Annotated in this window: 22 protein-coding genes and 4 pseudogenes; 18 read left to right on the top strand and 8 right to left on the bottom strand. The window is 66.0% G+C overall.

The window, feature by feature from the left end:
- Together FJ694_RS31010 and FJ694_RS31005 are read left to right on the top strand one after the other, a co-directional pair.
- Complete coding sequence (locus FJ694_RS31010; protein ID WP_157271394.1) at positions 1-675, top strand: tyrosine-type recombinase/integrase; 675 nt, start codon at positions 1-3, stop codon at positions 673-675.
- 125 nt (positions 676-800) lie between these two features.
- Positions 801-1,109, top strand: a pseudogene (locus tag FJ694_RS31005) (IS66 family transposase); the annotation flags it as partial.
- A gap of 160 nt (positions 1,110-1,269) precedes the next feature.
- On the opposite strand, the gene FJ694_RS37695 reads toward FJ694_RS31005, so the two are convergent.
- Positions 1,270-2,010, bottom strand: a complete 741-nt coding sequence (locus tag FJ694_RS37695; protein WP_259373188.1) for a group II intron maturase-specific domain-containing protein — start codon at positions 2,008-2,010, stop codon at positions 1,270-1,272.
- A complete protein-coding gene (locus tag FJ694_RS37690; RefSeq protein ID WP_198321091.1) occupies positions 2,007-2,552 on the bottom strand; it encodes a reverse transcriptase family protein in 546 nt (181 codons plus the stop codon). The genes FJ694_RS37695 and FJ694_RS37690 overlap by 4 nt, the downstream gene beginning before the upstream one ends.
- A gap of 554 nt (positions 2,553-3,106) precedes the next feature.
- Here FJ694_RS37690 and FJ694_RS30995 point away from each other — a divergent pair.
- Positions 3,107-3,385 (top strand): annotated as a pseudogene (locus FJ694_RS30995) (transposase domain-containing protein); the annotation flags it as partial.
- Positions 3,325-4,245: a GMC family oxidoreductase gene (locus tag FJ694_RS30990; protein ID WP_157271393.1), complete on the top strand. Its 921-nt coding sequence runs from the start codon at positions 3,325-3,327 to the stop codon at positions 4,243-4,245. The pseudogene FJ694_RS30995 and the gene FJ694_RS30990, both read left to right, overlap by 61 nt.
- Here the strand turns inward: FJ694_RS30990 and FJ694_RS30985 are convergent.
- Positions 4,220-4,807, bottom strand: a complete 588-nt coding sequence (locus FJ694_RS30985; RefSeq protein ID WP_157271392.1) for a MarR family winged helix-turn-helix transcriptional regulator — start codon at positions 4,805-4,807, stop codon at positions 4,220-4,222. The genes FJ694_RS30990 and FJ694_RS30985 overlap by 26 nt on opposite strands.
- Before the next feature lie 182 nt (positions 4,808-4,989).
- Between FJ694_RS30985 and FJ694_RS30980 the strand changes: the two genes are divergently transcribed.
- From FJ694_RS30980 to FJ694_RS30950, 7 genes are all read left to right on the top strand, one after another.
- A complete protein-coding gene (locus FJ694_RS30980; protein WP_157271391.1) occupies positions 4,990-6,423 on the top strand; it encodes an NAD-dependent succinate-semialdehyde dehydrogenase in 1,434 nt (477 codons plus the stop codon).
- 52 nt (positions 6,424-6,475) lie between these two features.
- On the top strand, positions 6,476-7,456 hold the full coding sequence (locus FJ694_RS30975) for a Bug family tripartite tricarboxylate transporter substrate binding protein (protein WP_157271390.1): 981 nt from the start codon (positions 6,476-6,478) through the stop codon (positions 7,454-7,456).
- A gap of 9 nt (positions 7,457-7,465) precedes the next feature.
- Positions 7,466-7,918, top strand: coding sequence for a PaaI family thioesterase (locus tag FJ694_RS30970; RefSeq protein WP_157271389.1), 453 nt, complete (start codon positions 7,466-7,468; stop codon positions 7,916-7,918).
- Positions 7,919-8,040: 122 nt separating this feature from the next.
- Complete coding sequence (locus FJ694_RS30965) at positions 8,041-9,162, top strand: Re/Si-specific NAD(P)(+) transhydrogenase subunit alpha (protein ID WP_157271388.1); 1,122 nt, start codon at positions 8,041-8,043, stop codon at positions 9,160-9,162.
- A 3-nt stretch (positions 9,163-9,165) separates the two neighbouring features.
- Complete coding sequence (locus tag FJ694_RS30960; protein WP_157271387.1) at positions 9,166-9,489, top strand: NAD(P) transhydrogenase subunit alpha part 2; 324 nt, start codon at positions 9,166-9,168, stop codon at positions 9,487-9,489.
- A gap of 22 nt (positions 9,490-9,511) precedes the next feature.
- On the top strand, positions 9,512-9,718 hold the full coding sequence (locus tag FJ694_RS30955; protein ID WP_157271386.1) for a hypothetical protein: 207 nt from the start codon (positions 9,512-9,514) through the stop codon (positions 9,716-9,718).
- Entirely contained in the window at positions 9,715-11,151 is a 1,437-nt protein-coding gene (locus tag FJ694_RS30950; RefSeq protein WP_157271385.1) for an NAD(P)(+) transhydrogenase (Re/Si-specific) subunit beta, read from the top strand. Before FJ694_RS30955 ends, FJ694_RS30950 begins: the two co-directional genes overlap by 4 nt.
- Before the next feature lie 69 nt (positions 11,152-11,220).
- Here the strand turns inward: FJ694_RS30950 and FJ694_RS30945 are convergent.
- From FJ694_RS30945 to FJ694_RS30935, 3 genes and pseudogenes are all read right to left on the bottom strand, one after another.
- Positions 11,221-12,061, bottom strand: a pseudogene (locus tag FJ694_RS30945) (shikimate dehydrogenase); the annotation flags it as partial.
- Between the two features lie 109 nt (positions 12,062-12,170).
- A complete protein-coding gene (locus tag FJ694_RS30940; RefSeq protein ID WP_157271384.1) occupies positions 12,171-13,181 on the bottom strand; it encodes a DctP family TRAP transporter solute-binding subunit in 1,011 nt (336 codons plus the stop codon).
- Between the two features lie 72 nt (positions 13,182-13,253).
- Positions 13,254-14,477, bottom strand: a complete 1,224-nt coding sequence (locus FJ694_RS30935; protein ID WP_198321092.1) for a CaiB/BaiF CoA transferase family protein — start codon at positions 14,475-14,477, stop codon at positions 13,254-13,256.
- A gap of 123 nt (positions 14,478-14,600) precedes the next feature.
- Between FJ694_RS30935 and FJ694_RS30930 the strand changes: the two genes are divergently transcribed.
- The gene (locus FJ694_RS30930; RefSeq protein ID WP_157271382.1) at positions 14,601-15,551 is read left to right on the top strand and encodes a LysR family transcriptional regulator; all 951 of its coding nucleotides are present in this window, start codon (positions 14,601-14,603) and stop codon (positions 15,549-15,551) included.
- 141 nt (positions 15,552-15,692) lie between these two features.
- Positions 15,693-16,481 (top strand): enoyl-CoA hydratase-related protein, encoded by a 789-nt coding sequence (locus tag FJ694_RS30925; RefSeq protein WP_157271381.1) that lies wholly within the window; start codon positions 15,693-15,695, stop codon positions 16,479-16,481.
- Between the two features lie 49 nt (positions 16,482-16,530).
- Here FJ694_RS30925 and FJ694_RS30920 read toward each other — a convergent pair whose 3' ends face one another.
- Both FJ694_RS30920 and FJ694_RS30915 read right to left on the bottom strand, forming a co-directional pair.
- Positions 16,531-17,478: an AEC family transporter gene (locus FJ694_RS30920; protein ID WP_157271400.1), complete on the bottom strand. Its 948-nt coding sequence runs from the start codon at positions 17,476-17,478 to the stop codon at positions 16,531-16,533.
- A gap of 126 nt (positions 17,479-17,604) precedes the next feature.
- Positions 17,605-18,552 carry a LysR family transcriptional regulator gene (locus FJ694_RS30915; protein WP_157271380.1) on the bottom strand — a complete coding sequence of 316 codons (948 nt, stop codon included), beginning with the start codon at positions 18,550-18,552 and terminating at the stop codon, positions 17,605-17,607.
- 132 nt (positions 18,553-18,684) lie between these two features.
- Between FJ694_RS30915 and FJ694_RS30910 the strand changes: the two genes are divergently transcribed.
- The 5 genes and pseudogenes from FJ694_RS30910 to aroE form a co-directional block, all read left to right on the top strand.
- On the top strand, positions 18,685-19,614 hold the full coding sequence (locus FJ694_RS30910; RefSeq protein WP_157271399.1) for a ketopantoate reductase family protein: 930 nt from the start codon (positions 18,685-18,687) through the stop codon (positions 19,612-19,614).
- 33 nt (positions 19,615-19,647) lie between these two features.
- Positions 19,648-20,034, top strand: a complete 387-nt coding sequence (locus tag FJ694_RS30905) for a VOC family protein (RefSeq protein WP_157271379.1) — start codon at positions 19,648-19,650, stop codon at positions 20,032-20,034.
- Positions 20,035-20,081: 47 nt separating this feature from the next.
- A complete protein-coding gene (locus FJ694_RS30900) occupies positions 20,082-20,558 on the top strand; it encodes a MaoC family dehydratase (RefSeq protein ID WP_157271378.1) in 477 nt (158 codons plus the stop codon).
- 30 nt (positions 20,559-20,588) lie between these two features.
- Positions 20,589-21,818, top strand: a complete 1,230-nt coding sequence (locus FJ694_RS30895) for a CaiB/BaiF CoA transferase family protein (protein ID WP_157271377.1) — start codon at positions 20,589-20,591, stop codon at positions 21,816-21,818.
- Between the two features lie 12 nt (positions 21,819-21,830).
- Positions 21,831-22,332: pseudogene (aroE, locus tag FJ694_RS30890) on the top strand (shikimate dehydrogenase); the annotation flags it as partial.

Raw genomic sequence — 22,332 nt, 5'->3', positions numbered from 1 at the left:
GTGCACTTCCCCGATCGTGCACATCTCGCAAGTGAGAAGGTCAGCACGGTCGGGCGATCGTGCTCATGGGGTCAAGCCCTGCCAAGAAGGGCCCAGCCGCAACGCTTACACTACACGCTGCTGCTGTTGCTCTACAACTGCGGCGCACGCGTGAGCGAGGTAGCAGGCCTGACGTGGGGCGATCTGCAGCTCACGGCCCCTCGTCAGGTGCGGCTGCGTGGCAAGGGCAGGAAGGAGCGGCTGCTGCCGCTGTGGCGGGAGACGGCCGATGCGCTGCACCGGCTGCGCGGCATGTCCCTAGCGGCCGATCAGCAACACGTCTTCGTCAACCGCCACGGGCAGCCGCTGACCCGCGACGGCATCGCCTATGTGCTGCACAAGCATGCCGCAGCGGCTGCCCGGCAGCGGCCGGCCTTGGCGCGCAAGCGCATCACGCCCCACGTGCTGCGCCACAGCTGCGCAGTTGCGCTACTGCAGTCGGGCACCGACGTGACGGTGATCCGCGACTACCTGGGCCACTCCAGCATCGCTACCACCGGACGCTACCTCACGGTGAACCTGCAGATGAAGCGCGAGGCCATGCAGGCGTTCTGGAAGCAGGCCGGCATCGAGCCCGCACAGGCCCGGGCCTGGAAGCCCAAGCCAGACCTGCTGGCGTTCCTGCAGTCGCTGTGACAGCGGCGGATTTATGGGGAGTCCGATGACGTGCATTACCCCGCCGGTACAGGGCTGGGTTGCAAGCGCTCCACATAAAACCGCACTCGGGATAATGAACCTTATGCGGTGCTCGGCATAAGGTTCATTGCAGGCGCAACTTCTTCGACGCCCAGAACACCGAGCCGCGGGTGGCCGCCGAGGCCCTGCGCCAGATCGCTGCCCTCTACGAGATCGAGGAGCACATCCGCGATCACAAGCTCAAGGGCGAGGCCAAGCACCTGCACCGCCTCACCCACAGCAAACCGCTGGTCGAGAAGTTCTTCGCCTGGATAGAGCAGCAGTTCGAGAGCCAGGGATTCCTGCCCAGCAACCCGATCACGCAGGCTCTTGCCTATGCCCGTGAGGCCCGGGCCGCGCTGGAGGTGTTCCTGGCCGATCCCGACGTGCCCATGGGTAGAGTAGAGATGTGGCGCGGTGGCCGTAGGTCCGGTTTGTCCATTTCCGCCCCTTTCGTCTGGCGGTGCCCGAGTAACCTCGCCATAGCTCCGTTTCCACATCCCCCTCGTCGAACCGGACGTGCGGATTTCCCGCATCCGGCTCTCTTCCGACGCATCAGGCCTTCGCTTTCGAGCGGTTGCGTTCGAACGGCCGCAGGCGTATCAGCCCCAACTTCAAGTAGAGGTACTGGTCGGAGTATTGGCGGTACCCCGTTCCCTGCTTGCCGCTGCGTTTTCGCAGCCAGATCCGCAGACGTCGGGCGGTGTAGTCGTCGATGGAGCGGTAAATTTCCTTCACCGGTCCTTGACTGAAGTAGTTCGCCCAGCCGCGCAAGATGGGGTTGAGTTCTTCAACCCGTTCCTTGGGCCTTGTGGCGCTCCACCGCCTGGTCGTCTCGTCGTGTATGCGCTTCCTCAGGCGCTTGATGGACTTCATCGACGGCGCCGTGCCCCAGTAGGGCCGGCCTCGGAATCCGTAGAACCAGCCCACGGTGTATCCCAGGAAGTCGAATCGTTCCTCGGGCAACTTGACCAGTCGGGTCTTCTTCTCGTTGACTGTCAGGCCAAGCTTGGACATCAGCCGCCGCATCGTCGCCATGGCTTCCTCCCCTTTGCCAGGTTGGCAAAGGATGACAAAGTCATCTGCGTAATTGACCACTTCGGCCTGCAGCCGCCGTGCGTGACCACCTTGGTACCACGCCAGCATGAAGCGGCGGAAGTACAGGTTGGACAGCAAAGGCGAGATGACACCCCCTTGCGGAGTGCCACGGTTGGTGTCGCGCGCCACCGTCGTGCGGATTTCTCCGCCGTCGTCGGCACGCTCGACCGCCGGTGCGTCGAGCCACTGGCGGATCACCGCCAGTACCGTCCCGTCGGCAACCCGCCGCGCAACGCAGCGCAGCAGGTCCCGTGCGGGATCGTGTTGAAGTAGTCCGAGAGGTCGGCGTCTACCACTTCGCGCGCACCACGCTGGGCAATGCCGAAGTGGATGCGACGCAGCGCCATCTTGGCGTCCATGCCTTCGCGGAAGCCGTACTGCCAGGGGAACAGGTCTTCATCGAAGATCGGTCCGAGAACCAGCAGCGCCGCCATTTGCGCGACACGATCGCGGATGGTCGGAATGCCCAGCGGGCGCTGCCCGCCGGTTGCCTTGGGAATCCATACACGCCGCAGGGGCGCGCACCTGTACTGCCTGGTGCGCAGCTCCTGCCGTAGTCTTTGCAGCCAAAGCCCCAAGCCGTGTTCCTCGATGCGCTCGAAGGTCTGGCCGTCCACCCCCGGCGCACCGCGGTTTGCGCGGCAGCGTCGATAAGCTTCGGACAGGACGTCTTCGCGGCACACCTTGTCCCACAAACTGTAGAACCGGTAGGCTGCTTCGCTCTTGGCTTTCGCCCGCAACGCACTCTGCAGGGTTCGAACCGAATCAGGCAGGGTTAGTAGGCTCGCGCCAATCCCCGGGCTCTTCCCATTTTGTACGTTCGCCTCGGAACAGGGGGCCTTCGCTCCACCAGCGTTACCCGGCTTCATCACTACTACGCCCCCATCCGCCATCCGCAGCGGCCGACTCCACCCCTCACGAGGTCGTCGTTGATCAACTGCCGGTCGATCACCACCACGGACTTCCCTTGTTGCACGGTCGATCTGTACCCATGCGTGCTGCCACCACTACCCCGGTGGACGCGGCACCTGCTCTTCACGCTCGCTTCGGCGCCGCCGACGGCCTTCCCCGTTTGTATGGCGGGTCGGCATCCACGATGACTTTTCGAGGCCTGCTCAGTGTTCACTCACGTTGCGGCCCGCATGGCCTGCTGGCCTCCTTTCGAGGCCTTTTCAAGCAGTGCTTCAGCCCATTCGTTACCTCCTGGACCGCTCCTTGTGCTTCCGGCCGGAGCGAGAGTTGGCCGGGTCGGACTTTCACCGACGGATCAACCGTGCCTTTGCAAGGCACACACACGAACCACCTCGAGCGCGCCCTCAGGGCCATCCCGATGGGCAGGCGCAATTGGCTGTTCTGCTGGACCGAAGTCGGCGCCCAGCACGCGGGCATCGTGCAGAGCTTGATCGTGACATGCCGGCTGCATGGCATCGACCCGTACACCTACCTCGTGGACGTGCTGCAGCGCGTGGGTACGCACCCGGCAGCACGCGTGGCCGAGCTCACGCCACGGCTGTGGAAGCAGCACTTCGCCGCCAGCCCGCTGCGTTCGGCCTTGCACGGCGTGAGCGTTTAGGCAAGGACGCCGCGCAGCGGCCGCTTACGCATGACCTGCCCGGGGTAGGGGAGAACTTCCAGGATCACGTTACCGCATCGGTCTACGGCGTGACCGACCGTCCCATCTCGATGATGGGCGAGGACAAGGGCCTGCGTGCCGCTCGCCACGGACTGCAGTACCTGCTCACGCGCACGGGACTGCTGACTTCCAACGTGGTCGAGAGCGGCGGCTTCATCGACACGGCCGGCAGCGGCCGCCCGGACGTGCAGATCCACGTCACTCCGGCACTGGTCAGCGCGGAGGAGCGCAAGTCGATGGGGCGCCATGGCGTGTCGATCAACCCCTGCGTGCTGAGGCCCACTTCCCGCGGAAAGATCTCGCTGCGTAGCGGCGATGCTGCCGATCGCGTGGTCTTCGAGGCCAACAATCTCACAACGACCGAGGACGTGCAGACGTTGGTGCGAGGCCTGAAGGCCTCACGCAGGATTCTGCGTGCTCCTTCAATGCGGGAACTGGGCTTTACGGAGCTGGCGCCGAGCAAGGACGACATGGTTACGGATGACGCGCTCGAGCGGTACGCCCGCGATGCCGTCAAGACGGTCTACCACCCTTCAGGCACCTGCAAGATGGGCAAGGACCGGATGGCGGTGGTGGATCCAGAGCTGCGAGTGATCGGGCTGGAGAGGCTGCGGGTGGCCGACGCCTCGATCATGCCCACCGTGGTCAGCGGGAACACCAACGCACCCTGCGTGATGATCGGCGAGCGTTGCGCCGACTTCATCCTCGGCCTGGAGCAGGCGGCAGGGCAGGCGGTCACGACCACCCGCTCCACGACGGCGCCCCAGGAGCGCCTCAGTCTGTCCCAACCAGTTCGTTGAGGCGCGATACGAGGTAGCGCACCTCGTCCATGTCGATGCCGTTGTCGGCGGCTGCCTTGGCGGCCGCCCTGGCGTGTGTTGGCGGGACGATGTCATCTTCCGCTGCCTCGCCGGCCGCTATGCGCCGCTCTTCGTCGAGCACGCGTTTGGCGCTGTGTGTCAGCGCCCGAAGCATCTCCATGAGTTGCTTGCGCTGCTCCGATGACAGTGGGCTCAGCAGCCGCTCGTTTCGGGTCAGGGCGTCGGCGAACACCGTCTCGTACAGCGCACGCCCCTCATCGGAGAGCCGCAGCATGACGCCACGGGCATCGGCGTCGTTGCGCTCACTGATCACGAACCCGCGCTCGATCAGTCCGGAAAGCGTACGGCTGGCGTAGCTCTTGTCCAGGCCCGCGCGGCGAGCCAGTTCCTTCAAGGACAGTGGCGCAAACCCCCCCAGCATGGCAATGGACCTCCATTCCAACAGGGTCAATCCGAACTTGCGCTCGACCCGCAGTGACGCACTGGCAGCCGACAGGCCTGCGAGCGAGTGCAGCCTCGAGGACAGGAGGTCGGTAATCACCTTCGGTGCCGACGTGGAACGTTTGGACCCAGTCATGGAAAACCCGAGCGGTTGTTGTCTCTGTCCACGATTTTATCCCCGGGACATGGAAGGTCAGTGTGTCTCAACGGTGGAAGATAGTTGAAAAAGTCCATCAACCGGTGTACATTGAAAACCAATTCAGCACCACGGAGCGACCTGCCATGTACACGAAACTGGCTCTTTACATCGACGGCGAATGGATTGCGGCGGCCAGTGGCGGCACGCAGCCGGTGATCAACCCTGCCGACGAGTCGGTACTGGCTGAACTGCCGCTGGCCGGAGCCACTGAACTGGACCATGCGCTGGCTGCCGCGCAGCGCGGCTTCCATAACTGGAAGCGGACCTCGGCTCACGAGCGCTACACCGCGCTGCGGCGGGTGGCCGCGCTGGTGCGCGAGCGCCATGAGCGGCTGGCCCAGGTCATGACGCTGGACCAGGGCAAGCCGCTGTCCGAGGCGCTGATGGAGGCCAAGGCCGCGGCGGACCACATCGAGTGGTATGCCGAGGAGGGCCGGCGCGCGTACGGACGCGTGATTGCGCCGCGCCAGGCCTCGGTGCGCGCCAGCGTGCTGCGCGAACCCGTCGGCCCGGTCGCGGCCTTCACGCCCTGGAACTTTCCGGTCAACCAGGCTGTGCGCAAGATCGCAGGTGCTCTTGCCGCGGGCTGCTCGATCGTCATCAAGGCGCCCGAGGAAACCCCGGGAGCGTGTGTGGAGCTCGTGCGCTGCTTCGCCGATGCCGATCTGCCCAAGGGTGTGCTGAACCTCGTGTTCGGCGAACCGCAGAAGGTATCCCAGCACTTGATCCCCTCGCCGGTCATCCGCAAGGTGTCTTTCACCGGCTCGGTGCCCGTGGGCAAGCATCTGGGTGCCTTGGCGGCCCAGCACATGAAGCGCACGACCATGGAGCTGGGCGGTCACGCGCCCTTCATCGTGTTTGCGGACGCCGACCTGGACTCCGCGGTTGCCGCAGCCGTGGCGCTGAAGCATCGCAACGCCGGCCAGGTATGTGCGGCACCGTCGCGCTTCTACCTCCATGAGGACATCCACGATCGCTTCGTAGAGGCCTTCGTCAAACGCTCCAGCACCCTGGTGGTGGGGCCCGGCTCCGACAAGGCTACCCAGATGGGGCCGCTGACCAAGCGCCCCCGGGTCGAGGCGATGGAATCGTTTGTCCAGGATGCGCAGCAGCGCGGTGCCAGGGTACTGACTGGCGGTGCGCGTCTGGAGCGCAAGGGCCACTTTTTTGCGCCGACCACGCTGGTGGACGTGCCCGATGACGCGCGCATTGCGTACGAGGAGCCCTTCGGACCAATTGCACCAATGTTCCGATTTTCTTCGTTCGACGAGGTCGTGGAGCGTGCCAACAGCCTGCCATTCGGCCTCTCAGCCTTCGTGTTCACGCGCTCGCTCAAGACCTCGATCGACATCGCCGCCGAGCTGGAGAGCGGAATGATCTCGATCAACCATTTTGGCCTTGCCTTGCCGGAGACACCTTTCGGTGGCGTCAAGGACAGCGGTCATGGCAGCGAAGGCGGCACCGAGGGGCTCGAGGCCTATCTGAGCACGAAGTTTGTGTCCGAACTGGGCGTGTGAGAACGCTTCATCCATTGCGGCGCGGCTGCGCCGCCCACGACAAGGAGACATCATGAAGCTGCAAAGAAGATTCGCCATGCTGGGCATCGCCAGCTTCGCGCTGGGCGCATGTGGCCTGGTGCACGCCGATACCTACCCATCCAAGCCTGTGCGCATGGTGATCCCCTATGCGGCGGGCGGGCCGGTCGATGCGCTGGGCCGCGCGCTGGCCTCACGCCTGTCGACCGTCTGGGGGCAGCAGGTCATCGTCGACAACCGGCCCGGCGGCAACGAGGTGATTGCCGCATCGCAGGTCGCGAAAGCCGCCGGCGATGGCTACACCTTGATGCTGGCAACCGACCCGACGCTGTCACTGAACCCCTACCTGTTCCAGAAGCTGTCCTACGATCCGTTCAAGGACTTCACGCCGATCACGCGGGTGGCCATTTCCAACATGGCACTGGCCGTCTCCAACTCGGTACCGGCGAACACGCTCAAGGATTTCGTCGCCTACGTCCGCGCCAACCCTGACAAGGTGAGCTACGGCTCATCAGGAGTCGGTAACGGGACGCACCTGTCCATGGCCTGGTTCGCCAAGGAAAACCAGCTCAACATGGTGCATGTGCCCTACAAGGGTCTGGCGCCAGCCTTGCAGGACATGCTTGGCGGCCAAGTCCAGGCCACCATCGGCGCCGTCTCGGTAGTGATGCCATTCGTCGAGAGCGGCAAGATCAAGGTGCTGGCGATCTCTGGCGACAAGAGGGCGCAGAGCCTGCCCAATGTGCCGACCTTCGCGCAGGCAGGCTTCCCCACGATGCAGGCCAGCTTCTATTACGGCCTGATCGCTCCGTCCGGGCTGCCTGCGGCCATCAGGGACAAGGTCGCCGCCGACGTGCGTACGATCGTCGCGGACGAGAAGTTCCGCAAGGCCAACCTCGATACCTTTGCTCTTGAGCCGGTGGCCGACTCGCCTCAAGAGTTCTCGCAGTTCCTCGTGCGTGACCGGGAACTGGCCATGAGCAAGGTCAAGCTTTCGGGCGCGCGCCTGGATTGACGCCGTGCCATGAACCAAGGCCTGACTGGTGTGGTGCTGCCCGCCGACTCGCCATTTTCTCTCGATCTGGGCATCCAGGTCCTTGAGTGGGCAAGCGGTCGCGCACTGATCACGCTTGATATCGACGGACGCCATACCAACCGGCGCGGCGTGGCACACGGTGGAGTCATCGCAACGCTGGCTGACATGGCGCTCAGCCTGGCATGGCGCAGCGCTGCACCCGAGCGGCCACCCGCGGGCACCGTGAACTTGAACGTGAGCTTCGTGGCGCCGGCCCGGGGGCGGCTCACGGCCGAAGGCCGCTTGCTGCACATGAGCGGCGGCTGCGCGTTTTGCGAGGGCCGAATTCTCAATGAAGACGGTGGACTGGCTGCCGTGGCTCAAGGGACCTTTCGCATGCGGCAGCCGGCCGCGAACTTGAATGAAATAGTCCAGCCTTCGGGTCAGGCTCAAAGCCAATAGGCCCTGAGCATGGCCGCTGGCTGAGCGGCGAACGCGGGAAGGGGGTTGTTGTCGATGGCAACGAGGACGTCTGTTGTCCCGAAGTTACTCGGTTTTTGGAGACAGTAGAGAGGAACAAGCCCGTGTTGATCGGAGTACCGCTGGAGACGGCGACCGGCGAAACCCGCGTCGCGGTCACGCCCGAAACCGCCAAGAAACTGAAAGGCCAGGGCCACCAACTCTTCGTGCAGTCCGGTGCCGGCACCGCCGCTGCGGCGCCCGACGCAACCTACGCCGCCGTGGGCGCAGAGATCGTGGACGCCAAGACCGCCTTCGGGTGCGACCTGGTCCTCAAAGTGCGCTCGCCCTCCGCAGAGGAGCTGCCGCTAATGAAGCGCGGCGCCACGCTGGTCGGAATGCTCAATCCCTTCGACCGCGAAGGGCTGGAGCGCCTGGCCGCAGCCGGCGTCACCGGCTTCGCACTGGAGGCCGCCCCGCGCACCACGCGCGCGCAGAGCATGGACGTGCTGAGCTCGCAGGCCAACATCGCAGGCTACAAGGCTGTGATCATCGCGGCCGACCGCTACCAAAAGTTCTTTCCCATGCTCATGACGGCCGCGGGCACCGTGAAGGCCGCGCGCGTGGTGATCCTGGGCGTGGGCGTGGCGGGGCTGCAGGCCATCGCCACGGCCAAGCGGCTGGGTGTCGTCATCGAGGCTTCGGACGTGCGCCCCTCGGTGAAGGAGCAGGTCGAGTCGCTGGGCGCGAAGTTCATCGACGTGCCCTACGAGACCGCCGAGGAGAAGGAAGCGGCCGAGGGTGTGGGCGGCTACGCGCGGCCGATGCCCGAGAGTTGGCTGGCGCGCCAGCGCGCCGAAGTCGCCAAGCGCGTCGCGGCGGCCGACGTGGTGATCTCCACCGCGCTGATCCCGGGCCGTCCGGCGCCCAAGCTGGTCAGCGCAGAAATGGTGCAGTCCATGAGGCCGGGCTCGGTGGTCGTGGACCTCGCAGCGGCCAACGGCGGCAACTGTGCGCTCACCGTGCCGGGGCAGACGGTGCTGCAGCACGGCGTGACGATCGTCGGAGAAACGAACCTGCCCGCGCTGGTGGCGGCAGATGCCTCCTCGCTCTACGCGCGCAACGTGCTGGACTTCCTGAAGCTCATTTGCCCCAAGGACGCCACCGCAGTCAACGTGCCCATGGACGACGACATCGTGGCCGCGTGCCTGATGGCACGCGACGGACAGGTCACCAGAGAGGGGTAAGCCGTGGAAGTCTCACACACGATCATCAACCTGATCATCTTCGTGCTGTCGATCTACGTGGGCTACCACGTGGTGTGGACCGTCACGCCCGCGCTGCACACGCCGCTGATGGCCGTCACGAACGCCATCTCGGCCATCGTCATCGTCGGGGCGATGCTGGCCGCCGCGCTGACCGAGACAGCTCTGGGCAAGAGCATGGGCGTACTGGCCGTGGCGCTGGCCGCGGTCAACGTCTTCGGCGGCTTCCTCGTGACGCGGCGGATGCTGGAGATGTTCAAGAAGAAAGACAAGAAGCCCGCCACCGCGGTGGCCCAGCCGGCGCATTAACGCTCCCATCAGGATCTGCGCCATGGACAAGCTCGCGCGGTGTCACCTCTGCCTTTCACTGTTTGCTGGGTCAGTGCTTGGACTGGCGATCGGCATGGCAACCCACTGGAGCGCTGGCATGTTGCTTTTCATCGTGTGGGTTGCGGTCCATGGGTTGACCTGGGGGTTCGCCGGGGCGAACGCGACGCATGACGAACCCCACAAACTGGACTCGGAGAGTCTCTCATGAGCATGAACCTCGTCACGCTGCTGTACCTCGTGGCCAGCGTCTGCTTCATCCAGGCCTTGAAGGGCCTGTCCCACCCCACCACGTCGATTCGCGGCAACGTCTTTGGCATGACGGGCATGGGCATCGCGGTGGTCACCACCGCGGCGCTGATCCTCAAGCTCGCCGAGGACCTGGGCACCGCCGGCGCCTCCTCTCTGGTGTGGGTGCTCATCGGGCTGCTGGTGGGCGGCAGCGCCGGCACCGTGATGGCCCGCCGCGTGCAGATGACCAAGATGCCCGAGCTCGTGGCCTTCATGCACTCGATGATCGGCATGGCGGCGGTGTTCATCGCCGTGGCCGCCGTGGCCGAGCCCTGGGCCTTCGGCATCACGGCCAAGAGCAGCCAGATCCCGGCGGGCAACCGGCTGGAGCTGTTCCTGGGGGCGGCCATCGGCGCCATCACCTTCAGCGGCTCCGTGATCGCCTTCGGCAAGCTTTCGGGCAAGTACAAGTTCCGGCTGTTCAAGGGCGCGCCGGTGGTGTTCCCGGGGCAGCACCTGCTCAACCTCGTGCTGGGGCTGTCCACCATCGCGCTGGGGCTGGTGTTCACGTTCACCGAGAGCTGGCCGGCCTTCTTCGTGATGCTGGCGCTCAGCTTCGTGCTGGGCGTGCTGATCATCATCCCCATCGGCGGCGCCGACATGCCGGTGGTGGTGTCGATGCTCAACAGCTACTCGGGCTGGGCGGCAGCCGGTATCGGCTTCAGCCTCAACAACTCGATGCTGATCATTGCCGGCTCGCTGGTGGGCTCCTCGGGCGCGATCCTGAGCTACATCATGTGCAAGGCCATGAACCGCTCGTTCTTCAACGTGATCCTGGGCGGCTTCGGCGGTGATGCGGCCGCAGCCACCCAAGGAAGCACGGAGCAGCGCAGCGTCAAGAGCGGCAGCGCTGACGACGCGGCCTTCATCCTGGGCAACGCGGAAACCGTGGTGATCGTCCCGGGCTACGGCCTGGCCGTGGCGCGCGCGCAGCACGCGGTGAAGGAACTGGCGGAAAAACTCACGCACAAGGGCATCACGGTGAAGTACGCCATCCACCCGGTGGCGGGCCGTATGCCGGGCCACATGAACGTGCTGCTGGCCGAAGCCGAGGTCCCCTACGACCAGGTCTTCGAGATGGAAGACATCAACGGCGAGTTCGGGCAGGCCGACGTGGCCATCATCCTGGGCGCCAACGACGTGGTGAACCCGGCCGCACTCCAGAAGGGCAGCCCAATCTACGGCATGCCGATCCTGGAGGCCTACAAGGCCAAGACCGTGATCGTGAACAAGCGTTCGATGGCCGCGGGCTACGCGGGCCTGGACAACGAGTTGTTCTACATGGACAAGACCATGATGGTGTTCGGCGACGCCAAGAAGGTCGTGGAGGAGATGGTCAAGGCGGTGGACTGACTGCGCGAGGAGAAAATCGCGACAATCGGTATTTCTGTTTCGCAGGTCTGATCCAAGAGGACGGCGTTCGGCCAGCAGGCGGCGGAAGCGGGCGTCGATGCGCGCGGCATTGGGCTCCTGCCCGGTGAAGAGCGTGAAGGCGCCCACGGCCATGCCGCCGCCGCCGCCGCCGCCCACCGTGCGGCAGCCCCTGCCGCGCGGTATTGAGCAGCGCGGTGTCGATGGGGAAGTACACGACCTCCAACACGTACAGGTCCGGGCGCAGCAGCTTCCCGGCCAAGGGCAGGTCGGGCATCTTGTCCATGCCCATCGGGGTGGCGTGTATCGGGCCCGAGGCGTCGGCGATGTCGGCCGCGGCCACGGCGCGTCCCGCGCCGTACTGGCGGTTGAGCTCAGTGGCCAGCGCCTGGGATCGCGCCGGGTCCACGTTGTAGAGACGCAGTTCCTTCACGCCCATGGGCAGCGCCGCGTGCGCGATGGCCGAGCCCGCGCCGCCGGTACCCAGCAGCACGCGCGAGAGGTCGGCATCGGGCAGCTGGCGCTGGAAGTTCCAGGATCAGCCCCAGCCGTCGGTGTTGTGGCCGATGAGCTTGCCGTCGCGGTGCACCACGGTGTTGACCGCCCCCATGGCGCGCGCCTCGTCGGAGAGCTCGTCCAGCAGCGGGATGACGGCCTGCTTGCAGGGGAAGGTGATGCTCAGCCCGGCAAAGCCGATGGTGCGTATGGCGGCGAGCAGCGTGGGGCCGGACTTGGTGGTGTCCAGGTCTATGAGCTGCTAGTGCCTGCGCAGGCTGTGGTGGCGCGCTTCCTCTTCCTGCATCGCAGGCGTGAGCGGATGCTGAATGCCTGCGCCAATCAGGCCGAGAAGCAGCTTGCCTTGCGCAACGTTCACAGGGATGGAAGGCGTCATGAGTGCTGCCGAGATGGGGTGGACGTGGCAAGGGCGGCCGCAGCCGCCCTGGTTGAAAATTCACTGCTGGCCGGCATCGTTGGCGGCCGGGCCCGGGTCGTGATCCGACTTACTTGGGCGACTCCGCCTTCTTCACTTCAGCAAGCAGCTCGTTGTAGAGGTCGGTGCCGACTTCCTTGCTCCACTTGTCCACGACAGGCTTGGACTTGTCACGGATCTTGGCCAGTTCAGCAGCGGGGACCTCGTTGACCTTCAGGTGCTTCTTCAGGAACTCGGTGTTGGCCACGTCGATCTCGCGAGAGACCTTGCGCTGGTAGACACCGGCCTCGCGGGCTGCTGCCATGATGACGCCGCGCTCATCGTCGTTGAGCTTGTCCCATGCCTTGCCGCTCATCACGAACGCCATCACGCCGTACATGTGACGGGTCAGCGAAAGATACTTCTGGGTCTCGTAGATCTTCGTCGAGACGATGTTGTCCGTGGGATTTGTCGCGCCATCCACGGCTTTCGTCTCCAGCGCGGAAAACAGCTCCGTGAACGGCAGGGGCAACCCGTTGGCACCCAGCGTGTTCATGAATTCGGTGTAGAGCGCCGAGTTGGGCACGCGGATCTTCAGGCCCTCGATGTCTTCCGCCTTGTTGATGGGGCGGCGGTAGTTGTGGATGTGGCGGAATCCCAGCTCCGCATAGGACAGCCCTCGCAAGCCCTTGGCCGGCAGCTTGGCGAAGAGCTTCGCCCCAACAGGCCCGTCCACCACCTTGTCGGCCTGCTCGTAGGACGTGAAGATGAACGGGAAGTCGAAGATGCTGAAGCTCTTGTCGATCGACGAGATGTTGCCGGTCCAGGTCAGTAGGAAATGGATGGTGCCGCCTTGCAAGGCCGACAGCGCTGCTGCGTCGTTGCCGAGCGTTCCGCCTTCATAGACCTTCACCGTCATCTTGCCCTTACTCTTCTCGTGGACGAGATCGGCAAAGCGCTTGCTGCCCTCGTACTGCGACGTGCCCTTGGGCGGCTGCAGCGAGAACCTGAAGGTTTGCTCCCGGATTTCGGCTGCATGGCCGGCATTGGCCAGCAGCAGGCCCAGGGAAAAGACGCCTGCGAAAAGGGACTTGAGTTTCATGCCTTGTCTCCGTTTGGACTGGTTCTGTGGCAAGAGGACGTTGCCTGATGGATGTGTGGTGGGTAGCGGTCGTCAGCTGACTGCCGCGGTCTCCAAGGCATGGGCCTCGTAGAGCACGCCGTCTTGCCTCAGGCGTTCGATGTCCGAGTCGGCGTAGCCCAGCGAGGCGGCGATCTCGCTGTTGTGGGCGCCCAGCTCCGGCGCCAGGCTGGGCACGGGTGCCTGGAAGCCCGAGAACCGGAAGGGCAGGTTCGGCAACGTGACCTTGCCCAGCGCCGGGTGCTGCTGTTCGATCAACATGCCGCGCGCCTGGACTTGCGGATCGGCCACGACCTCGTCGATGCGCTGGACCGCAGCGCAAGGCACGCCGGCGGCCTCCAGTTGCTCGATGCACGCCCGGGTCGATGCCTGAGCCATGCACCAGTCGCGCACGAGCCGCAGTGCCTCCTCGCGGTGGGCGTTGCGTGCCGTCGTGGAGTGAAAGCGGGCGTCGCTGGCGAGCTCGTTGCCGCCCACGAGTTGGGCCAGGCGCTTCCAGTTCTCATCGACCTGCGCCGCGATCACCAGGTAGCCGTCGCGGGCCGCGAAGACCCCGTAGACGGTCGCGCTGGGCAGGTCGTGGCCGACTTGCTGCGGTATCTCTTGGCCGCCGCTCATCGTGTAGGCCTGGATGGCGAAGTCGTGCATCGACACCATGCAGTCGTACAACGCCAGGTCGATGTGCTGGCCCAGACCCGTTTGCGCACGGGCGAGCAGGGCGGCGCACACCGATGCCACGCCATGGATGCCGGTGTACATGTCGGCGATAGGCATGCGCAGCAAGGGCGGCGGCTCGCCTGGGTGGCCCATCTGCGCCATGGCCCCTGACTTGGCCTCGGCAATCAGCCCAAAGCCCGCCTGTGTGGCACAGGGCCCGGTATGCCCATAGGCTGACACCGAGCAGTACACCAGCCTCGGATTGCGCGCGGCGAGCGCCTTGTAGCCCAGGCCCAGCTTGTCCAGCGCGCCGGGACGGTAGTTCTCGACGAACACGTCAGCCGTGTCCACCAGCTTGTGCATCAGCTCCAGGCCGCGCGGGTCCTTGAGGTCCACGCACAAGCCGCGCTTTCCCATGTTCTGCTGCAGAAAATAGCCACTGTGGCCGTCCAACATGTAGGCGTGCTGTCGCCCGGCGTCGCCGGTGGTCGGGCGCTCGACCTTGATGACATCGGCGCCAAGTGCTGCCAGGCACCTGGACATGTAGGGACCGGCCAGGAAGTGGCTGTAGTCGATGACGCGGACGCCGGCCAGCGGCATAACGGGCTGCGACACGATCTTGTCTCCTTGCTGCGGGTATGACACCTCTTGGCAGCGAACGATAGGCAGTCCCGGAGATACGGTCCATACAATGAATGCAATACACCACATTGCGTTTTTTAAATGGGCTCGCCAGTTGACGATGAAACCGCACTGATCGACGTGAAGCTGCTGCGCCTCTTCGACCTGCTCTACAGCACGCGCAGCGTCACGCGCAGTGCCGAGCAGCTGGGCCTGACGCAGCCCACCGTCAGCGTCGCGCTGGCTCGGCTGCGTGAGTTGATGGGAGATCCGCTGTTCGTGCGCACGCCATCCGGCATGCAGCCCACGCCTCGTGCTGATGTCTTGATTGGCAAATGCCGCAATGCGCTTGAGCTGATTCGTGAGCTAACAGCGACCGAGCCCACCTTCGACCCGGCCGTGGCAAAGCGCACCTTTCGTATCTGCATGACCGACGCCAGTCACACCACGTTGCTGCCACGGCTTTTCTCCAGGGTGAACAGCGTTGCACCCCAGGTGCGGCTGGAGGCTATTCGCATCGACAGCACCACGGCCAAGCAGCTTGAATCCGGCGAGGCCGATCTCGCACTGGGCTTCCTGCCGGAACTGGAGTCGGGGTTCTACCAGCAGACCTTGTATGAGCAGGACTGGATCTGCGTGGTCGGCGGCAAGCATCCGAGAATTCAGCGCACGCTGACCAAGGCGGCGTACCAGCGCGAGGCTCACGTGGGAATCGCCTCAGGCGTGGGCCACCTTCAACTGGACGCGTCGCTCAAGGAAGCCGGCATCACGCGCCGCATCTTGCTGCAGCTGCCCGGCTTCCTGGGGCTCTCGGCGGTTCTGGCGGATACCGAGCTGGTCGCCACGTTGCCGCGATTGATCGGTGAGACGCTGGCCAGGAATGCCGACCTGCGGACCTTCGCGTGTCCTGTGAAGGTGCCGCCCTTTGCAGTCAAGCAGCACTGGCACGTGCGCTACCACCAAGATCCTGGCAACCAGTGGCTGCGCGGCCTTTGCAGCGAGCTGTTCCAGCGTTCGCGCGTATCTGGGTCAAGGGTCCCGGAGCGCGAATAGCAGTAACCGCATGGACGTTCATTGGCTTGCGTCAATGGGCGGCATTGCCTGCATTGCATGGACTGCACGGCGGCTGCGGGCCTATCGTGGCGCCAGTTCGAGGCGGCTCTGCCGCGTCGTTTCTCCACGACGGCGTCCAACATGAATCCGCAAAGCTATCGACATTGCCTGTACCAGACCGAAGGGGCGCTGCTCACGCTGACGCTGAACCGGCCCGAAGTGCTCAACGCCATGCATCCACAGGCGCACCATGAACTGGCCGACGCGTTCGACCGTTATGCCGCGGATCCGCAGTTGCGGGTGTGCATTGTCACGGGGGCGGGCGAGCGAGCGTTCTGTGTCGGTACCGATCTCAAAGCCTTGGCGGCGAGCGGCGACCACACCAAGCCCTCCACGGGTTTTGCCGGAATCACCCATCGCTTCGATCTCTGGAAGCCGATCATTGCTGCCGTGAACGGCTTGTGCCTGGGTGGGGGGCTCGAGATCGTTGCCGCCTGCGACCTCGCTGTCGCGGCCGAGCATGCCGAGTTTGGCCTGCCCGAGCCGCGCGTGGGTCTGGCAGCCCTGGGCGGTGGACTGCTGCAGCGCCTGCCTCGGCAAATTCCAATGAAGGATGCCATGGCGCTGGTGCTCACCGGCAGCCGTATCGACGCGCAGGAAGCCAGGCGCATCGGGCTGCTCAACGATGTGGTGCCGGCCCCAATGCTCATGGAGTGCGCCCGGGCGCTGGCTGGCGAAATCCTGGCCTGTGCGCCGCTGGCGGTCCAGGCATCCAAGCAGGTGATGCTGCAAAGCCTTGCACACGCGAATCTGGCCGCGACGATGCACGAGGACTATCCGCTGGCGCAGCGGATGCTGGCCAGCGAGGATGCCAAGGAGGGCCCCCGGGCTTTCGCTGAAAAGCGCTCACCTCGCTGGATCGGCCAATAGCGTGAAGCGCTTGGCTCGTGATCCGGTGACGGCGTTGGATGGGAGCGCCTCAGCTCACCACCCACCCCATCGGGTGCGCTGCCAGCCACAGCCAGACGCTGATGGTGACGAAGGACAGCAGCGTGGTCAGCAGCAGCGCGGCCGCGCAGAGGCTCTCCTCGCCGTAGGGCTGTGCCAGGATCGGATAAATGCTGAGCATGGGCATGGCAGCGAAGGCCAGCGCCGCGGTGCGTAGCGCTGCGTCGATGGGCAACAGCAGCAGCAGCCCCAGCACCACCAGCGGGTGCAGCACCAGCTTGGAAAACGCGATCGCGCCCACGTCGCGCAGCCGTCCCTGCAACTGCAGTCCCACCAGCGAGCCACCGATGACGAACAAGGCTACCGCGCTCGATGCGCTGGCCATCAGACCCACGGCCTTTGCCACGGGCGCGGGAAGCGACAGACCGAGCAGCGAGACGGCCAGGCCAGCGGCGATGGCGATGATGAGAGGGTTGCGTATCAGCCGCAGTAGCGTCTGTCGCAACGTGCTGTGCCAGGCCCTGGACCCCGACGACTGATCAGCAAGCACCAACGTCAGCGGCAACAGCAGCACGTTCTCCACCAGCATGCACAGCGCCAGCGGCACCGCCGCGACCGGGCCCAGGAGCTGCAGCACGATGGGATAGCCGACAAAGCCGCTGTTGGAAAAGCTTGCCCCCATACCGTATAGGGCGCTGAAAGCCGGGCTGCGCCCCTTCACGCGACGGGCATGGAACCACGCGGCGCCCATCACCAGCAACGAGCCCAACGCATAGGCCAGCAGGTAGTCAGCGTTGAGGATCTCCGTGAACTTGCGTTGCGCCAACGCCTGGAACACCAGCGAGGGCAGCGCCAGCTGGATCACGAAGCGGCCCAGCACCCGCATTTCCGGCTTGGTGAACCAGCCCTGGCGGCCGGCCAGGTAGCCCAGGGCAATCAGAAGGTAGATCGGGACGGTGATGGAGAGGATGTAAAGCATCTGCAAGGGGTCGGCTTGGGCCGGCGGGAACGGGCGAGCCGCACCATAAGGGTGGGTACCCGGCCTTGTCGATGCGGCAGGGCACATGTGCCTATTGCCTGGCGCAATGCCGGCGCGCGGCCTCCATCACCTGCCTGGATGCGCCATGACCTTGCAAGGTCTGCCTTCCTGCATGAACAGCGCCGCACACACGCCGCGCAGCCAGCGGTTGGCTGCGTCGTGGTGGAAGCGGGCATGCCAGTGCTGCTTGACCTCGAAGCCAGGGATGGGCAGCGGGCATTTGAGCACCAGCAGATCTGCCGTGCGCGCCAAGGTCTCGCCGATGTGGCGCGGCAGCGTGGCCACGAGATCGGTGGTGGAGACGATGGCGGGCAGGCCCAGGAAGCCCGGCAACTCCAGGTGTACGTCGCGCGTGATGTTGCGTTCCTTGAGTGTCGCGGCGAGCAACTGGTAGCCGGTGCCCGAGGCGATGGCCACGTGCGGCTCGGCCTCGTAGCGGCGCAGCGTCAGCCGCCCATCGGCCAGGCGCGGGTGGCGGCGGTTGGCCAGGCAGACCCAGTCCTGCGCGAAGAGGGTCTGCTGGTAGAAGCCCGCTTCCAGCCCCGGCACCAGGCCGATGGCCAGATCGGCATCTCCAGCCTCCAGCGCACGCGCGGTGTCCGCGTCGATGCGCGCTGCCTCCAGCCGAACCCCCGGCGCCACGGCGCGCACGTGCGCGAGCAGCTGCGGCAGCAGCGTGACGTGGCTGGCGTCGGTCATGCAGATGCGAAACCGCCGCTGCGCCTGCGCCGGATCGAACTCTGGCGCGGTTTCGGCCAGCCGCCGCACGCAGGCCAGCGCTTCCCGCGCCGTGCCGATGAGCGCCTCCGCCCGCGGCGTGGGCTGCATGCCCGCGGGCGTGCGCACGAACAGCGGGTCGTGCAGCAACTCCCGCAACCGGCCCAGCCAGATGCTCACCGTAGGCTGGCTCTGCCCCAGCTGCTCCGCGGCGCGCGTGACGCTGCGCGTGGCGTACAGCAGCTCGAACAGGCGCAGCAGCTTCATGTCCGGCAGAGGCGCCTCGTCAGTGCTCATGGGAAAGTGGTGTTCTGCATTGCAAAAGGCAATGGAGTGTATTGCCTGCATTGAATTGCCAGCACCTCCGTCGGTGCCTATCGTTGCGGTCATCCGCTGCTCCTGGGCAGCAGCAAGCGACGAGGAATGAACTTGAAGATCTGTGTGCTGGGTGCTGGCGCCCTGGGATGCGCGATCGGCGGCGTGCTGGCCGAGGGCGGCTGCGAAGTGACGCTGGTGACGCGCAACGCCGCGCACGTGGAGGCCATGAACCGCGACGGCCTGCGCCTGGTCGAAGACGGCGTGGAGCGCAGCGTGAAGGTCCACGCCGCCACCAGTTGCGCCGCTCTGGAGCCGATGGACCTCGTCATCGTGCTTGTCAAATCCTTCGACACCCGGCGCGCGATCGAGGCGGCCGGCCCAATAGTCGGCCCCGACACGGTGGTGATGTCGCTGCAGAACGGCCTGGGCCACGAGGACGAACTGATCGCCGTCGTGGGCCGCGAGCGCGTGATGGCGGGCAAGACCTATGTCGGCGGCGTGTTGCTGACGCCGGGCCGGGTGCGCATCGGCGTCAAGGACAAGGAGACGCTCATCGGCGAGCTCGACGGCACGCTGAGCTTCCGCGCCCAGGCGGTGGCCAAGGCTTTCGAGGCCGCCGGACTGCGCTGCATCGTCAGCAACAACATCCTCGGAACGATGTGGGACAAGCTGCTGGTCAACGTGGCCACCGGCGCGCTGGCGGGCATCACGGGCCTGACCTATGGCGACCTGTACGACGTGCCCGAGATCGAGCAAACCGCGCTGGCCGCCGTTGCCGAGGCCATCGCGGTGGCCCAGGCCCAGGGGGTGCGGTTGTCCATGACGGACCCGCACCAGCCCTGGCTCAAGGCCAGCGCCGGGCTGCCGCCGCAGTTCAAGACTTCGATGCTGCAGAGCCTGGAGAAGGGCTCCATCACCGAGGTCGACTTCATCAATGGCGCCGTCGTGCGCCAGGGCGAGCGCCTGGGCGTGCCCACGCCCGTCAACCGCACGCTGGTGGCCTGCATCAAGGGCATCGAGCGCCGGCTGCAAGCCGCCTGAACCTTGCCTGAACCAATTCCAAGGAGACACCCGATGACGGCGAACACCCGTTCCTACGTCGAGCATGTGGCCGTGCGCGTGAAGGACCTGCAGTGGCACCTGCGCTTCTTCCGCGAGGTGCTGGGCATGGACACGCGCATGGTCGATGGCGACCCCGAGGCGCCGCGCCAGGTCTGGACCATCGGCGGCATGCAGTTCATCCAGGACCCGGGCTTCGAGGGTCCGGAAGGGCGCCTGGCGCACCTGGGCGTGATGACCAGCGACCTGGAGGCCGCACTGGAAACCGCCAAGCCCTTCGGCGTGAGCGAGATGCCCCAGGGCCGCAACTGGCTGCGCCTGCCCGACGGGCTAGCGGTGGAAATCCTGCAGGCCACCGGCCGCTCGGTGGACGAAGCCCTGGCGGTGGACCCGCGCGCCTGAGGCTGCATTCCTCCACGACCCAAGACACGAACCCCAAGGAGCGAGACATGAGCCACAGCCCCAATCCCGGCACGCCCGAGCTGTACTGGGACGAAGTGGAGGTGGGTGCCGAGTGCACCAGCCCCGAGTACGAGGTGACCGAGGCCCGCGTGATGGCCTACGCCGAGCTGACCGGCGACTTCACGCCCGTGCACACCGACGAGGCCTACGCCCGGACCACGCCTTTCGGCACCCGCGTCGCGCATGGCCTGTTCGGCCTGTCCATCGCCGATGGCCTGAAGACCCGCAGCGCGCTGCGCTTCCAGCCGGGCATGTCCATGGGCTGGACCTGGGACTTCGTGCTGCCCATCAAGCTCGGCGACAGGGTGCGCGTGAAGTTCCGCGTCGGCACGGCGCGCCAGAGCAGGAGCCGTCGCGGCTGGGGCATCGTCATCCTGCCCTCGGAGCTGATCAACCAGCGCGGCGAGGTGGTCCAGAAGGGCGAGCACCGCCTGATGATCCCGCTGCGCCCGGCCGCCGCCTGATCCCCGCCCGCAACGATTCAAGAGCATTCCATGAGCACAACCGAAGCGCTGCCGCTGGCCGGCATCCGCGTCATCGACTACAGCCACTTCCTGGCCGGCCCCTACCTCTCGCGCTGCCTGGCTGCCATGGGCGCCGAGGTCATCAAGGTCGAGCGCCCGACCACCGGCGACGCCGGGCGCCAGCACGCCTGCTTCGTCAACGGGCAAAGCGGCTACTACCTGCAGCAGAACATGGGCAAGCAGGGCCTGTGCATCAACCTCAAGGACCCGCGCGGGCTGGAGCTGATGCACAAGCTGGTGGACACGGCCGACGTGTTCGTCGAGAACTACCGCCCCGGCGCGCTGGACAGGCTGGGCCTGGGCTACGAGGCGCTGGCCGCGCGCAACCCGGGCCTGGTCTATTGCTCGGTGTCGGCCTACGGCCACACCGGCCCGGACTCGCACCGCGCCGGCTTCGGGCTCATCGCCGAGGCCAAGAGCGGGATCATGGCCATGGTCGGCAAGCCCGGCGAGGCGCCGCCGCTGCTGCGCATCGCGCTGGGCGACCTCTACACCGGCGCGCACGGCGTGGCCGCGGTGTGTGCCGCGCTGCTGGGCCGCGTCAAGAGCGGCAAGGGGCGGCACATCGACATGGCGCTCTACGACACGCTGGTGTCGATGCACGAGTACGCCATCCAGTGCTACACGCTCTCCGGCGGCAAGGAAGTGCCGGTGCAGACCGGCCACGACCTGCCCACCAGCACGCTCTACGGCGTCTTCACCGCCACCGACGGCTACCTGGTGATCGCGGCGCAGGTGGACGACGCCTGGAAGCGCCTGGCCGCTCTGGTGGGCGGCGAGGCCTTCGCGGCCGACACGCGCTTCCACACCGCCGCCGGGCGCAACGAGCACCGGCTGGAGATCCTGCCGGTGGTGCGGGCCTGGACCGAGGCACGCAGCGTGTCCGAGTGCCTGGCGGCGCTGGACGCCATCGACGTGCCCTGCGCCAAGGTGCAGCGCATCGACGAGGTGCTGCAGGACCCGCAGATCATCGCCCGCGAGGTCGTCACCGAGCACGAGCACCCGGTGCTGGGCAAGGTCAGGCTGCCCAACACGCCGATCCGCTTCTCGGACTGCGACACGAAGCAAACGGTGCCCGCGCCGCTGATGGGCCAGCACAACCGCGCCATTGCGCAAAGCCTGGGCTATGGCGCCGAGGACATCGACCGCATGGTGGCCGAGGGCGTGCTCTACGCCGAGGCCGCCGTCGCCCAGCTCTGAAGGAGACCCGTCATGACCGATCGCTACGCCATCGTCGGCAACCCGGTGGGCTTTTCCAAGTCGCCGCTGATCCACGCCGAGTTTGCCCGCCAGACCGGGCAGGACATCGAGTACACCCGGCTCGAAGCCCCGCTGGGGCAGTTCAGGGAAACGGTGGACGCGTTCCGCGCCGCCGGCGCCAGGGGCGTGAACGTCACCGCGCCGTTCAAGCTCGATGCCTTTGCCTATGCCACCGAGGTGTCCGAGGCGGCACGGCTGGCCGGCGCGGCCAACGCGCTGTCCTTCGACGGCGACAGGGTCCGTGCCGAGAACTTCGACGGCATCGGCCTGGTCAACGACATCCAGCGCAACCAGGGCTTCGGCCTGGCCGGCAAGCGGGTGCTGATGCTGGGCGCCGGTGGCGCGGCGCGTGGCGCGCTGCTGCCCTTCCTGGCGCAGCAGCCGGCCGAATTCGTCCTGGCCAACCGCACCCTGGCCAAGGCCCAGGCGCTGGCGCAGCAGTGCCAGGGCGCCG

This window comes from Azohydromonas aeria, assembly GCF_009760915.1.
GTDB classification, from domain to species: Bacteria; Pseudomonadota; Gammaproteobacteria; order Burkholderiales; family Burkholderiaceae_C; genus Azohydromonas; species Azohydromonas aeria.
This window is presented reverse-complemented; position numbering and strand designations above follow the sequence as displayed.

What these genes read in the sequence shown, in the direction of transcription:
- FJ694_RS30970 (WP_157271389.1), top strand. Translation starts at nt 7,466, where the DNA reads ATGAACCAAGGCCTGACTGGTGTGGTGCTGCCCGCCGACTCGCCATTT.
- FJ694_RS30895 (WP_157271377.1), top strand. Translation starts at nt 20,589, where the DNA reads ATGAGCACAACCGAAGCGCTGCCGCTGGCCGGCATCCGCGTCATCGAC.
- FJ694_RS30940 (WP_157271384.1), bottom strand. Translation starts at nt 13,181, where the DNA reads ATGAAACTCAAGTCCCTTTTCGCAGGCGTCTTTTCCCTGGGCCTGCTG.
- FJ694_RS30950 (WP_157271385.1), top strand. Translation starts at nt 9,715, where the DNA reads ATGAGCATGAACCTCGTCACGCTGCTGTACCTCGTGGCCAGCGTCTGC.
- FJ694_RS30975 (WP_157271390.1), top strand. Translation starts at nt 6,476, where the DNA reads ATGAAGCTGCAAAGAAGATTCGCCATGCTGGGCATCGCCAGCTTCGCG.
- FJ694_RS30925 (WP_157271381.1), top strand. Translation starts at nt 15,693, where the DNA reads ATGAATCCGCAAAGCTATCGACATTGCCTGTACCAGACCGAAGGGGCG.
- FJ694_RS30980 (WP_157271391.1), top strand. Translation starts at nt 4,990, where the DNA reads ATGTACACGAAACTGGCTCTTTACATCGACGGCGAATGGATTGCGGCG.
- FJ694_RS30900 (WP_157271378.1), top strand. Translation starts at nt 20,082, where the DNA reads ATGAGCCACAGCCCCAATCCCGGCACGCCCGAGCTGTACTGGGACGAA.
- FJ694_RS30935 (WP_198321092.1), bottom strand. Translation starts at nt 14,477, where the DNA reads ATGCCGCTGGCCGGCGTCCGCGTCATCGACTACAGCCACTTCCTGGCC.
- FJ694_RS30915 (WP_157271380.1), bottom strand. Translation starts at nt 18,552, where the DNA reads ATGAGCACTGACGAGGCGCCTCTGCCGGACATGAAGCTGCTGCGCCTG.
- FJ694_RS30905 (WP_157271379.1), top strand. Translation starts at nt 19,648, where the DNA reads ATGACGGCGAACACCCGTTCCTACGTCGAGCATGTGGCCGTGCGCGTG.
- FJ694_RS30920 (WP_157271400.1), bottom strand. Translation starts at nt 17,478, where the DNA reads ATGCTTTACATCCTCTCCATCACCGTCCCGATCTACCTTCTGATTGCC.
- FJ694_RS30955 (WP_157271386.1), top strand. Translation starts at nt 9,512, where the DNA reads ATGGACAAGCTCGCGCGGTGTCACCTCTGCCTTTCACTGTTTGCTGGG.
- FJ694_RS30930 (WP_157271382.1), top strand. Translation starts at nt 14,601, where the DNA reads ATGGGCTCGCCAGTTGACGATGAAACCGCACTGATCGACGTGAAGCTG.